This is a genomic window from Desulfurococcus sp., assembly GCA_026626905.1.
Classification (GTDB): Archaea; Thermoproteota; Thermoprotei_A; order Sulfolobales; family Desulfurococcaceae; genus Desulfurococcus.
Genome location: JAPNUX010000008.1, coordinates 114,440 through 126,730 on the forward strand (window position 1 = coordinate 114,440; position 12,291 = coordinate 126,730).

The window sequence follows — 12,291 nt, forward strand, 5'->3', positions numbered from 1 at the left end:
TAAGCGGAACCCCGGGTGCATGGATGTGAGAGTATACATTGAGAGCTACGGGTGCTCGCTGAATAAGAGTGATGAAGCATTAATGGTAGAGGAGATACTTAGAAGAGGGCATTCACTAACCAAGAGCATTGAGAATGCCGATGCTATAGTAGTAAACACCTGCATAGTAAGACTTGACACAGAGCAGCATATGATTAAACGGATAAGAGAGCTACACGAGGTCTCCGTGAAAACTGGTAAGAAGCTCATTGTAGCAGGCTGTATGGCTAAAGCAGAACCGTACACTGTTGCAAGGATAGCTCCAAGCGCTAGCTTAATATCACCTCAAAATGCACCCCTAGTAGCTGAAGCCCTCGAATCCCCGGGCAGGGTAGTCCTACTAAATGGGTTAAGGGAGAGAGATAGAATAGGCGTGTACTTCGAGGGTAGAGTGGCCCCAATCCCTGTTCAGGAGGGATGCCTAGGTAACTGCAGCTTCTGTATATCCAAGCTGGCTAGACGGGTGCTAGTAAGCCACAGCATTGACGCTGTAGTCAAAGCTGTAGAAAAGGCTGTAGAGAAGGGGGCAGTAGAAATACAGTTAACAGGGATGGACTTAGGTACCTACGGTATAGACTTGTATGGCTCGAGAAAACTGCCTACTCTAATAAAAGAGGTTACTAGAAGAGTCGAAGGAAACTACATGGTTAGAGTAGGTATGTTGAATCCAGAGCACCTTCGATACATTATGGATGATCTAATAGAAGCTATAAGCGAGTCAAGCAGAGTGTACAGGTTCCTCCACATACCCCTGCAGTCAGGGAGTAACAGGATCCTCAAGCTTATGAGACGCAACTACACTGTCGAAGAATACGTAGAGCTAGTTGAGGAAGCGAAGTCGAGAATACCTGATCTAAGTGTTGCAACAGACATTATAGTAGGCCACCCCATGGAGACTGAGGAGGACTTCAACGAGACTCTCAGAGTAATAGAGAAGCTTGAATTCGAGAGAGTACACCTCGCATCCTACAGTATAAGACCACTCACGTACTCCGCTTCCCTGCCGCAGCTACCCACAAAAGTCAAGAAGGAGAGGGTTCTAAGAGCTCTCAGATTAATCGAGGAGGTAGGATTAAAGGGTAAATCAAGGTATAAGGGGACGCTACAGGACTGCTTTATCACAGAGTACACTAATACCTGGATATGCCGGCTTGCAAACTACATACCAGTAGTCTTAAACCCTGGGTACGAGGATGGTGGACTCGACTACGGGATGTGGGTTAAAGTACACGTGGATGAGTCAACATTCTTTGATCTAAGAGGCCGTGTGAGCCGGCTGCCAGCTCCCCCTGGAGATGGTAAAGTACTTCTTCACTCGGCAACCTCATAGGACAGCAACATGCACGTCTACTACGCGGTCTTGAAGCTCCTTTAGGAGCGTGCTCCTGAGGTCTACTACCAGTCTCCTCAAGCTGTCTTTCCTTACTGGTATCGAGATAGGGTAGAATACTACTCTAAACACGAGCTCGCTTCCAGAAGCTCTAACCACGCTGACATCTTTAACATCCTTGAAACCCGGGTACCCGTACTCCTCGAGCTTTCCCGCTATAGCTTCCTCGAGCTCTACGAGATCCAGGCTACCGCCCCCCGGTAATCTAACAGCCACCTCGAATACTACTCTAGGTGTGTAAGGCTTGAGAACAGAGCGTGCTAGCTGAGCATTCGGCACGTAGTGGATGACACCGTGCTCGTCTTCAACGATTGAATGGTAGATTGTTGAGTCAACTATTCTACCGTGCAGGGACTTAGAGGATCCAGGCAGGAGGATCTCGTAGAATCTACCCTTTAATTGAAACCTCATTTGAAGGGCTACAATCGCTATGTAGGATGATACAGGGTATATTAATAGGAGCAGTATGGTTAAGCCTAGTAATCCTAGTACCGCTAGAATACCCCAGTACTGGGGTATGAAGATTATTGTAGCAGTACCAACCAATATAATGATTACCGCTATATCAAGGATCTTCAGGGTCACCTCGCGGATGTTCACGGAGATAGAGCCCCTTAAAACCAGCTCGTTTAACAGCCTCGATACAACTATTCGCACTATGATAACAGTTAATGCGACCACTATCACCAAGCTTACGTTCTCAGCTGTTACCGTGGATACCATTCTAACCCTGCCTCCACAAGGTGTTACGCCTGCTGAAGTCTCTAATAAGAATTTCGTGTAACCTATAAGACCTGGTTGACATTAATAACTTGATATGGTATTAAACTGGTAGCCTGTGGGTGTAAACTTTATGGCTGGCTTGAAGATACTGGTAATTGGTGGCGGCAAGGTATCCGAGCACTTATTCAAGATTTTCAGAGTGCAGGATGAAGCTGATGAAGTAATAGTCGTAGATAGAGAGAGGGAGAGAAGGCAGGTCTTCGAGAACCTCGGCGACGTATTATTCCTGGAGGGGGATGCAACAGATATAAAGCTGTATGATGAGGTGAACATGAGGGAAGTAACAGCTGTGCTCGCTTTAACTAATAGTGATGAAACAAACCTCCTGGTTCTCGCTATAGCTAAAACGTTTAACGTACCGATTAGAATCGGCAGGTTCACGGAGCCTGAGATCGCTGAGCTAGTAGTAAAGCTAGGGCTCGGGATACCCGTGGTACAACCTGTTGTAATAGCTAACGTCATTGCTCAAATGCTTACATCCATAACTAATGGGAGAGAGTTAGGAAGTGTTAACGACGAGAAGATCATCATGGTGACTATTAGCGAGTCTGATCCAGTTGTGGAGAATAGGATCGAGGAGATCAATTTAGGGGATGAAGGCAGGATAATACTATTATTTGACGGCATGAAGTTTAAGATACCTGAACCAGGGGATATCGTTAAGCCTGGAAACCTACTCATAATTGCAGCTAGAAACAGTGATGTCGTGAGGAGAATAAAGGGTTAACTAGCTCCACCTATTTGGAGAATTAGGGCTTAGAGGCTAGCTATATGCGGCTAACATACTCTATTTCAACAGAGCTTACTCCTTCAACCTGGCTGATCAAGTTTTCAAGGGTTTCAGTACCGCCTTCAACATCCTCGGGCATTATTATAGCTAGCCTGAGAGCCTTTAACCCGAATGCTACAGGCTCCTCCTCCCACATTCTCAGCTCGTAGCCTTGAGGGAGGGTTTTAGCTATATCTTCCCTCAGCTTCTCTAGAGATACCTCGATGCCTTCAGGTAGTATCCTAGCGACAACGAGTAGCTGGCCCATACTAGACACCTCACGGACCTCTGAAGCCGCAGCTAGGGCATGTGTACTCGACAACCAGCTCTCTGCATCTCTCGCATCTCCTTATCAGGACTTTCCCGCAGTTAGGGCAGAAGAATTCCACGCCGTGCTCTCCAGGCTCCATTAGCCTATGGCAGCTGCTGCATACTGGTGGTGAAGCAGCTTCATCTATCTTTAATTCTATTCCACTCGGCTTAAGCACGTAGCCAGCCATCCCACCCACCTCGCTAAAAGCATAAAGCTCCTTAACGACCTTAACGATTATAATGTAGGGGATTAAAAACATTGAGAGCTGCTGGTGTGCTAGTCGATGAAGCAGGTTATAGTTGTTAGAAGCGACTTAGAGATCAGTAAGGGCAAAATAGCCGTCCAGGTAGCCCACGCCTCTGTAATTGCAGCTTTCGAAGCCTTCCATAAGCGTAGAGAGTGGTTTGAAGAATGGTGGAGTAGCGGGCAGAAGAAGATCGTGGTTAAAGCTAGCGGGGAGGAGGAACTAGTTAAAAGATACAGGGAGGCTGTTTCAAGAGGGCTACCGGCTTCAATTGTAAGGGATGCTGGGCTCACAGAGGTGCCACCTGGAACACTGACAGCCATCGCTATAGGTCCAGCACCAGATAGAGATGTAGATGCTTTAACAGGCGACTTAAAGCTTCTCTGAAACCATGGTTTCAGCGTGTGAGAGTTGACTAGGGTAGTCTACCCTCACCCACTAGACTATACTGCAGGCATGAAGTACTCTCTCACGAGACTCAAAGTTGACTACGAGTACAAGCCGGGCCCGGAGAACTTTGCAGTGCGCGAGGTAGTTGATCACGCTCTTATCTCGAGGAGCGCAGAGCAGGCTGGTAGAGACAGCTATATTGTCATAAGGGTCGTGAAGAAGGGTGTTGATACTCTAGAAGCACTGAGAGTACTATCAAGAAGGCTGGGCCTCCCCCCTGAAAACATATACTTCCATGGATTGAAAGACAAAAATGCTACAACCACCTCATATTTCTACGTGAGAAGGCTGCTTATAGACGAGAAGATACTACCATTCGAGGAAGGTAATGTTTCATTCAGAGTTGAAGGCTACCTTGAAGCAAAGCAGAAAGGGCTGCTTAAAGGCAATGAGTTCGAGGTCACATTAAAGGATGTTAAAAACAGTCTACCCGAGGCTATTAAAAAGATAATGTACTTGATTGAAAGGCACGGCCTCCCAGCATACTACGGATACCAGAGATTCGGTGCTAGAAGGCATAACACGCACATACTCGGGAAGCTTATTATCACAGGGCGCGAGGATCTCTTCGCTACATGGCTGCTTAAAGCCATATACCCTCTAGAGGACCTCGATGCAACCGTGAGGAGGTTGGAGGGCAGCTATAGGAACCTATACTATGAGAGCCTCTACACGGGCTCAAGGTATAGTAGTCTAGGATTAAAGAGATTTGCGAGATCACTACACGGTTTAGCTGTAGACGCGTACGCCAGCTACCTCTTCAATCTCCTGCTAAACAGTATTATTGAGAGAAGAGGCTACTTGAAGCTCGATAACAGCTATCCAATGCCTGGCTGCAGTAGCGCTGTGGAATTATACAGGGAAATACTGAGAATTGAAGGAGTGAGCGTAGAGAAGATAAGACTTCTCCCATGCTTCTATAGAAAGGGGATGTTCAAGCCATTGAACACTGAATTAACGTGTAACGGGGGTGTATGCAGGCTTAAATTCACGTTAGAGCCAGGTCAGTACGCTACAGTAGTGTTAAGAGAATTGTTTAAGGATAACCTAGTCCTCAGCTAGGAGGCTACTCAAAAACTATCCGGGTTTTAACACCGAGTAGTGTTGACAATAGGTTCTCGTACTCTTCTCTACTCTTCTCTAGTATTCTTCGATCCCTCCTAGAGATCCTCACGTTGAGTATCTCCGTGCCTCCAGGTAGCCAGACCTGGTTGACTCCTATTAGAGATGCAGGTGCTATCAGCTGCTCTATTAATCGCTTAGAGTCTCCCGCTTCAACAACTACTTTAACCCTCGTATTAAGAGCCTGAGATAACTCTCTTTCAAGCTCATCTATCTACTCAGGCTCGAAGCCATCTCTGATCATCACTATCAAGCGGTCCCTCAACCTGTAAGTTTTAGAGTAGCTCCCCTTCCTCAAGAACTTCAACTTCTCTTCTAAATCCATGAGCACTCTCATAACTGGTATCTCATCCTCTCTAACCACGCCTTCCTCAACCTTCCTCTGGCAGCTCGGGCAGAGCACGCCGCTTTTAACGCATATCCTATCCAGCGGGTACTTCAAGGCTTCATCATCACCGCTGCATAGTTCTCCATGCTGTAAAACACCAATATCATACTAGAGTTTCCTAAACTCCCTTTAAATATAGCGTTTAAGTTTAAGCCTAGTACTACCCGGAAAGACTTTATAACTCCCTTAGCTTATGTGATAAAAATGAATGACTGGTAGTGGGCCCGTAGCTCAGCCAGGCAGAGCGGCGGACGCCGTAGAGGCGGCCGATGCTCCAGATCTCTACGGGTCGGAGTGACCATCCCGGGATGACTGTGATCTGGAGGAGCGACCCGCAGGCCGGGGGTTCGAATCCCCTCGGGCCCACTACTATCCTTCTTAATACACAATGATATCAAGATTAAACTAGTATGCTACTTTAAACATGGATTCTACAATAATATTTAAAGCCTAATAATACCAGGTATAGGTATAAATAATCTTTAGAGCCGGTATCCGGAATGAGAGGTGTGGGCTTAGATGCCGAGTGTTAGATTAGTTGATGTCGTGAAAAAATACGGCAGGGTTACAGCCGTAGACAATGTTTCTCTAACTATAAATGATGGTGAGTTCTTCGCGATCTTAGGTTCATCAGGCTGCGGTAAGACGACTACGCTGAGACTTATTGCAGGATTAGAGTATCCTGATGAAGGCAGAATATTCATTGGTGACGAGGATGTAACAGAGCTGCATCCTAAGGACCGTAATGTCGCAATGGTGTTCCAGAACTATGCTTTATACCCGCATATGACAGTCTATGAGAACATAGCTTTCCCCCTTGAAATTAGAAAACGTGAGTTAAAGTTAACTAGTGATGACATTAAAAGGATGGTTTTAGAGACAGCTAGGTTTCTAGGGATAGAGGGACTACTGGATAGAAAGCCTGCTCAGCTTTCAGGCGGGCAGCAGCAGAGAGTAGCTTTAGCTAGAGCACTAGTTAGGAAGCCTAAGGTATGGCTTCTCGACGAGCCATTAAGCAATCTTGATGCTAAGTTAAGGCTCACAATGAGGACTGAATTAAAGAAGCTTCAGAAGACGCTCAACATAACGACAGTATACGTGACACACGACCAGATCGAGGCTTTAACTATGGCTGACAGGATAGCTGTCATGGATAAAGGGAGAGTAAAGCAGGTTGGAACACCCAGCGAGCTATACTATAAGCCAGCTGACATGTTTGTAGCCGGCTTCATAGGAGTACCCCCAATAAACTTCATAAGAGCATCGTTCAGGAAGCTTAGCGAAGCCATTAAGTCTGAGAGAGGCATCGGGATAACTCAGCCGGTTAAAACATTCTACATGCTTGAGGCACATGGATTAAAGGTTCCGGTCGACCCGAAGATAGGCGAGCTAGTAGAAGCAAAAGGGATATCACAGGTGGTAATAGGGATAAGACCACAGCAGGTTAAAATAGCTGGAGATACCACTATAAGCGATACAGAAGGAGAGGTAGTTGTAGCAGAGCCCACAGGCTCAGAGACCATAGTGACAGTAAAGCTAGGCGAGGAATACGTGAGAATACACGTTCCAGGTAGCCTGACAGTAGAAATGGGCTCTAAAGTAAAGCTTAGTTTTGAGTGGGATAAAGCACTGATATTCGATGAGAAAACAGAGAGCCTTATAGCTTAACATTTACGTAAGCAAGTGGGCCCGCGGGGACTTGAACCCCGGGCCTCCGCCGTGTCAGGGCGGCGTCCTAACCAGGCTAGACGACGGGCCCTGCTATGAGACAGAAACCTTCTAAGACTAATAAATTTTAGGTCTTGTAGCCTAAGCCTCTACTGGCTGGAGTAGGGTGCTTGCCAGTGGAGGAGCAGCTAGACCCCCATGAAGTAGCACATACAAGGCTTTTAACAGGTGTTTCGAGGATACTAGCCTTAATGTACCTCGGTGCGAAGCGTAAAGTAGACTTCATTAGGGCAGGACTGGGAGCCAGCACGCTATACCATAATTTAATACTACTGGAGGAGGCTGGATTAATTGTTAAGAGAGGCGATGAATATCTTCTCACAGAGAAGGGAGCTAGGCTTGCTGAAGCCATATACAAGCTTCTAGTTGAAGCTAAAAGCTTGCTTGGAGACCTCCTCCAGCAATAGTGAAGTATTCCAGCATACTATCCTCCACGCGGGAAGATAGTAGTCAGCTATGCCCGGAGCCCCCGCCTCCTCCGGAATCTCGAGTTGAAGGTACCTCGGAAACCTCGCCTCCAGGCTCGATAACAATCCTCTCCCCGTATAAGAGGGCTCTTACAAGCTTAGCTCGAGCTCCTACTAGAAGCCTCCATACAGTACCCCTACCCACCCCCATTAATGCTGCCGCCTCATCTAGATTCAAGCCGTCTAAATCCACTAGCTTTAAAGCCTCAAGCTCGGGAAGTATTAAGCGTTCTTCTCCGCTTCCAGCAGGATCCGGCGTGAAAACTCTTACCACTGGGGGTAGCGTCAGGAATAACGGTTTAGGTGGCCTGCCGGGACCCCACTTCCTTCTCCTCCAGCACCATCGAGGCATTCCACTACCCCTCTACCTAGATATTTTTGGGAAATATTTAAAAACCCTTTTTTGAGAATATTCCCGGAAAGGTGAGCGAAAATGGCTTGGTGGAAGTGGGGATGGTGGACGAGTAGAGGCCCATGGCCTGGTAGAGGACCATTCAGCCACCTACCCCCCTGGGAGAGGCCTGGATGGCTCCTCTACGGGGCACGCCCATGGTATCCTTGGAGTCTAGTAGCATCTGTAGAAGCCGAGAAAAACTGGCTTAACTACAGGAAGATAATGATCGAGAATACCCTGAAGATCTTGAACGATGAGCTGGCTTACATTGAGAGAAGGCTTAAGGAGTTAGAGTCAGCAGGGCAGAAGCAGTAGACCCTTGCTTAAAGCTATTTTTAAACCACGTTTCTCTTCTATATATGGCTGAATCTTTCAGATTCAACAGGTAAGAATACCCTGCACATCAATAGAAGCTTTTATAGGGCTTTAAATCTTAGAGTCAGATTAGATGGGTGTTTTCGCGAGGTATAAAGGGATTAAATGGGGGTAATCTTGGCCAGGATACGTTTAACGGTTCTCGAGGCTGATTCAAGGGATTACGGTAAGGGTTTAGCTAGACTTGACCCTGATGTAATGGAGAAGTACGGTATAATTGAAGGAGACATGCTTCTAATTGAAGGGGGATCTGAGACTGCAGCTTTAGCTGTTCCAAGCGGTGAGCATGATAGAGGCATGGGTGTGATAAGACTGGATTCTTTGACAAGGCTTAACGCTGGTGTTGATGTAGGCGATACTGTATACGTGGAGAGAGTTGAACGCAGATATGCTACTGTAGTGAAACTGGCTCCAACAAACTATCGTGCACCAATAGAAGGCTACGTGCTGGACAGCATTAAACACAAGCTTATAGGCTACCCTGTCATGGAGGGTAATAGCATACAGATAGTTATAGCTGATATGCCTGTCCCCTTCAAGGTAGTCTTGGTTAAACCATACGATCCAGCGATAATATCGGATGAAACCGAGGTCTACGTGTTCGAGGAGCCAGTGGATGAAATACCTCATGTAACCTACGATGATATAGGAGGCCTCAGCAGCATAATAGAGAAGATAAGGGAGACTATAGAAATCCCATTAAAATACGGGAAGGTCTTCAGGAAGCTTGGTATCGAGCCACCGAAGGGTATACTACTCTACGGGCCGCCAGGCACAGGTAAGACGCTACTAGCTAAAGCTCTAGCAAACGAGGTTAACGCTTACTTCATCACCATCAATGGCCCGGAGATAATGAGCAAGTATTATGGTGAGTCAGAGCAGCGGCTCCGAGAAGTATTCAAGCTAGCTAAGAGGAAGGCTAAGAAGAACCCTGCAATAATATTCATTGATGAAATAGATGCTATAGCACCGAAAAGAGATGAAGTAGTCGGCGAGGTAGAAAGAAGGGTTGTAGCCCAGCTGCTAGCTTTGATGGATGGATTAGAGAGAAGAGGAAACGTGATAGTTATAGGTGCCACCAACAGGCCTAATGCTCTAGACCCGGCTTTAAGAAGACCTGGTAGATTCGACAGAGAGATAGAGATACCAATGCCTGATAAGAAGGGGAGGTATGAGATACTCTTAATACACACAAGGAAGCTTAGAGAGCTGAGGGTACTAGCCCAGGATGTCGACTTAGCCAAGATAGCTGAGATAACCCACGGATACACTGGTGCAGATATAGCCGCGCTAGTCAAGGAGGCTGTTCTACACGCTATCAGAAGACAAGTGAATTTTGATAGAATAGATAAGTGGCCTCCACCAGACGAGCTACTCTCAAACCTCAAGGTTACGCGAGAGGACTTCCTCTCAGCGTACAGAAGTATAGTGCCGAGCGGGCTACGCGAGATCCACGTTGAAGTACCAGATGTAAAATGGAGTGATATAGGCGGACTCGAGGATGTTAAGAGGACTCTAAGAGAGAGCGTCGAGCTGCCATTAAAGCATCCTGAAGTCTACGAGAGATTCGGCATCAAGCCGCCTAAAGGAGTACTATTATACGGGCCTCCTGGATGCGGTAAAACCCTGCTCGCAAAGGCTGTTGCAACAGAGGGCGGAGCAAACTTCATAGCTGTTAAAGGCCCTGAGATCATGAGTAAGTGGGTTGGAGAATCTGAGAAAGCTATCCGCGAGATCTTCAGGAAGGCTAGGCTCTATGCTCCAGCAGTAGTATTCTTCGATGAAATAGATGCTATAGCTTCGCTGAGAGGCTTTGAAGCAGACTCAGGAGTCTCCGAGAGAGTTGTAACCCAGTTGATAACAGAGATGGATGGAATCCAGAGGATGGAGAATGTTGTGGTTCTCGCTGCAACTAATAGACCCGACCTACTCGACCCAGCACTACTAAGGCCGGGTAGATTCGATAAGCTAGTCTACGTGCCGCCACCAGACTATAATGCGAGACTAGAAATACTTAAAGTCCACACGAGAAGCGTGCCTCTAGACGTAGATGTAGATTTAGCTAAGATAGCTAAGATAACTGAAGGCTATAGTGGAGCAGATATTGAAGCCCTCGTTAGGGAAGCTGTTATGGCTGCTTTAAGAGAATCCCTATTCATAGAGAAAGTCAGCGAGAGGCACTTCATGACAGCCCTAGAAGTAGTAAAACCTAGTATAAACGACTCAATGGTAAAATTCTACGTTGAATGGGGGATGAAGGCTAGGCAGTCACTCCCCAGACAGATTGTTAAGCCAAGCATATACACGTAGCGGAGGTGTTCTACAGTGAAGTATACACCAGGGTACTGGAGGATCACCCCGCTCTTCAGAGTAATGCTAGAGATCCTGGCTTCAAAACCCGAGGGAATATATGAGAGCAGCCTTGAAGAACTGTTGAGGAAGGAGTATGGTTTAACACTGAGCAAGCCTGAGTTATATCACACCCTAATGAAGCTAGAGCTCTCCGGGCTCATACAGGTTGAATCAGTAGGCAGAGAGCTCTTCATAAAGCTCTCTCCTAGATTCTACGAGTATGTAAGGTAGCATAGCGGCTTAAACCACGCGGCTGATCCACGCCTGGATCCTCCATGCTAAGATATTAAAGGCCATGATCAAAATACTCTCTCCTGGTGCAAGTAATGGGTGTTAATTTAAAGGACCTCATACCCGATGAAGCTAGATCCATTCTCGAAGATTTAAAGATTCTAAGAGGTAGAATTATAGCTATTGATGCATACAACGCTCTCTACCAGTTTCTCGCTGCAATTAGACAGCCTGATGGAACCCCTCTACTCGACAGTAAGGGAAGAGTAACCAGCCATTTAAGTGGCCTCTTCTACAGGACAATAAACCTTGTGGAAGCCGGCGTGAAGCCAGTCTATGTGTTCGACGGGAAGCCACCTGAATTGAAAGCTAGAGAAATAGAGAAGAGAAGAGTTATCAGGGAGGAGGCTGCAAGAAAATACGAGGAGGCAGTACAATCAGGTGATTTAGAGCTTGCAAGACGCTACGCAGCCATGGCTGCCAAACTGACAGATGAAATGGTGAAGGATGCTAGGAGTCTACTGGATGCAATGGGGATACCGTGGGTTCAAGCTCCAGCTGAAGGTGAAGCTCAAGCAGCCTACATGGCTAGGAAGGGTGATGCATATGCGTCGGCGTCACAAGACTACGATAGCCTGCTATTCGGCTCCCCTAGACTAGTAAGGAATCTTACAATAAGCGGCAGGAGGAAGCTTCCTAGAAGAGACGAGTATATTGAGATAAAGCCGGAGGTCATAGACCTCGAGAAACTTCTCTCAACACTAGGATTAAACCTCGAGGGCTTAATAGATGTCGGCATACTCCTCGGAACAGACTATAATCCAGACGGCTTTGAAGGTATTGGACCGAAGAAGGCTCTCCAGCTAGTGAAAATCTACGGGGGTTTGGAGAAAATACCTAAACCCCTACTGAAAACTCCTGTGGAAGTAGATGTCACCACAATAAAAAAGTATTTCCTTCAACCTCCTGTCACAGATAAGTACAAGCTTGAATGGCGTAGCCCGGATACTGATGAAGTAAAACGAATACTCGTAAAAGAACACGATTTTAATAGCGAAAGAGTTGAAGCAGCACTCGAGAGATACATGAAGGCATTTAAGGATCACATAAAAGGAGAGCAGAAAGGCCTCTCAAAGTGGTTTACTTCCCCCAGCCACTCCTAAACCTCCAGCACTACTCCCCTACAAACAAGAATTTACAGGTTTCATGAGCGAGAATAGCCTGGGTTTGCAAGCATTACACCACC

15 protein-coding genes and 2 tRNA genes are annotated in these 12,291 nt (G+C 46.7%); 11 read left to right on the forward strand and 6 right to left on the reverse strand.

Features of this window, described 5'->3' with window-relative positions; all coding sequences use genetic code 11:
* Positions 1-19: 19 nt before the first annotated feature.
* Positions 20-1,369 (forward strand): tRNA (N(6)-L-threonylcarbamoyladenosine(37)-C(2))-methylthiotransferase, encoded by a 1,350-nt coding sequence (locus OWQ48_06585; protein MCY0868871.1) that lies wholly within the window; start codon positions 20-22, stop codon positions 1,367-1,369.
* Here the strand turns inward: OWQ48_06585 and OWQ48_06590 are convergent.
* Positions 1,364-2,119, reverse strand: a complete 756-nt coding sequence (locus OWQ48_06590) for a hypothetical protein (protein ID MCY0868872.1) — start codon at positions 2,117-2,119, stop codon at positions 1,364-1,366. The two genes, OWQ48_06585 and OWQ48_06590, sit on opposite strands and share 6 nt — an antisense overlap.
* Before the next feature lie 163 nt (positions 2,120-2,282).
* Between OWQ48_06590 and OWQ48_06595 the strand changes: the two genes are divergently transcribed.
* A complete protein-coding gene (locus OWQ48_06595) occupies positions 2,283-2,939 on the forward strand; it encodes an NAD-binding protein (protein ID MCY0868873.1) in 657 nt (218 codons plus the stop codon).
* A 40-nt stretch (positions 2,940-2,979) separates the two neighbouring features.
* Here the strand turns inward: OWQ48_06595 and OWQ48_06600 are convergent, their stop codons facing one another.
* Positions 2,980-3,249, reverse strand: coding sequence for an elongation factor 1-beta (locus OWQ48_06600; protein MCY0868874.1), 270 nt, complete (start codon positions 3,247-3,249; stop codon positions 2,980-2,982).
* 10 nt (positions 3,250-3,259) lie between these two features.
* Complete coding sequence (locus OWQ48_06605; GenBank protein MCY0868875.1) at positions 3,260-3,481, reverse strand: zinc finger domain-containing protein; 222 nt, start codon at positions 3,479-3,481, stop codon at positions 3,260-3,262.
* Between the two features lie 96 nt (positions 3,482-3,577).
* Between OWQ48_06605 and pth2 the strand changes: the two genes are divergently transcribed.
* Both pth2 and truD read left to right on the forward strand, forming a co-directional pair.
* The gene (gene pth2 / locus OWQ48_06610) at positions 3,578-3,925 is read left to right on the forward strand and encodes a peptidyl-tRNA hydrolase Pth2 (protein ID MCY0868876.1); all 348 of its coding nucleotides are present in this window, start codon (positions 3,578-3,580) and stop codon (positions 3,923-3,925) included.
* A 24-nt stretch (positions 3,926-3,949) separates the two neighbouring features.
* Positions 3,950-5,050: a tRNA pseudouridine(13) synthase TruD gene (gene truD / locus OWQ48_06615; protein MCY0868877.1), complete on the forward strand. Its 1,101-nt coding sequence runs from the start codon at positions 3,950-3,952 to the stop codon at positions 5,048-5,050.
* A gap of 274 nt (positions 5,051-5,324) precedes the next feature.
* Here the strand turns inward: truD and OWQ48_06620 are convergent, their stop codons facing one another.
* Entirely contained in the window at positions 5,325-5,552 is a 228-nt protein-coding gene (locus tag OWQ48_06620) for a hypothetical protein (protein ID MCY0868878.1), read from the reverse strand.
* A 166-nt stretch (positions 5,553-5,718) separates the two neighbouring features.
* On the opposite strand from OWQ48_06620, the gene OWQ48_06625 reads away from it, so the two are divergent.
* Both OWQ48_06625 and OWQ48_06630 read left to right on the forward strand, forming a co-directional pair.
* Positions 5,719-5,864 (forward strand) — tRNA-Trp (locus OWQ48_06625).
* Positions 5,865-6,017: 153 nt separating this feature from the next.
* The gene (locus tag OWQ48_06630) at positions 6,018-7,166 is read left to right on the forward strand and encodes an ABC transporter ATP-binding protein (GenBank protein ID MCY0868879.1); all 1,149 of its coding nucleotides are present in this window, start codon (positions 6,018-6,020) and stop codon (positions 7,164-7,166) included.
* A 16-nt stretch (positions 7,167-7,182) separates the two neighbouring features.
* Here the strand turns inward: OWQ48_06630 and OWQ48_06635 are convergent.
* Positions 7,183-7,257 (reverse strand) — tRNA-Val (locus OWQ48_06635).
* Positions 7,258-7,342: 85 nt separating this feature from the next.
* Between OWQ48_06635 and OWQ48_06640 the strand changes: the two genes are divergently transcribed.
* Entirely contained in the window at positions 7,343-7,633 is a 291-nt protein-coding gene (locus OWQ48_06640) for a transcriptional regulator (protein ID MCY0868880.1), read from the forward strand.
* A 43-nt stretch (positions 7,634-7,676) separates the two neighbouring features.
* Here the strand turns inward: OWQ48_06640 and OWQ48_06645 are convergent, their stop codons facing one another.
* A complete protein-coding gene (locus OWQ48_06645; GenBank protein MCY0868881.1) occupies positions 7,677-8,045 on the reverse strand; it encodes a DUF134 domain-containing protein in 369 nt (122 codons plus the stop codon).
* Between the two features lie 81 nt (positions 8,046-8,126).
* Between OWQ48_06645 and OWQ48_06650 the strand changes: the two genes are divergently transcribed.
* The 4 genes from OWQ48_06650 to fen all read left to right on the forward strand — a co-directional run bounded on the left by OWQ48_06650 (position 8,127) and on the right by fen (position 12,208).
* A complete protein-coding gene (locus OWQ48_06650; protein ID MCY0868882.1) occupies positions 8,127-8,402 on the forward strand; it encodes a hypothetical protein in 276 nt (91 codons plus the stop codon).
* Positions 8,403-8,567: 165 nt separating this feature from the next.
* On the forward strand, positions 8,568-10,772 hold the full coding sequence (locus tag OWQ48_06655; GenBank protein ID MCY0868883.1) for a CDC48 family AAA ATPase: 2,205 nt from the start codon (positions 8,568-8,570) through the stop codon (positions 10,770-10,772).
* 15 nt (positions 10,773-10,787) lie between these two features.
* Positions 10,788-11,045 carry an ArsR family transcriptional regulator gene (locus OWQ48_06660; GenBank protein ID MCY0868884.1) on the forward strand — a complete coding sequence of 86 codons (258 nt, stop codon included), beginning with the start codon at positions 10,788-10,790 and terminating at the stop codon, positions 11,043-11,045.
* A 95-nt stretch (positions 11,046-11,140) separates the two neighbouring features.
* Complete coding sequence (gene fen, locus OWQ48_06665; GenBank protein ID MCY0868885.1) at positions 11,141-12,208, forward strand: flap endonuclease-1; 1,068 nt, start codon at positions 11,141-11,143, stop codon at positions 12,206-12,208.
* Positions 12,209-12,291: the final 83 nt, after the last annotated feature.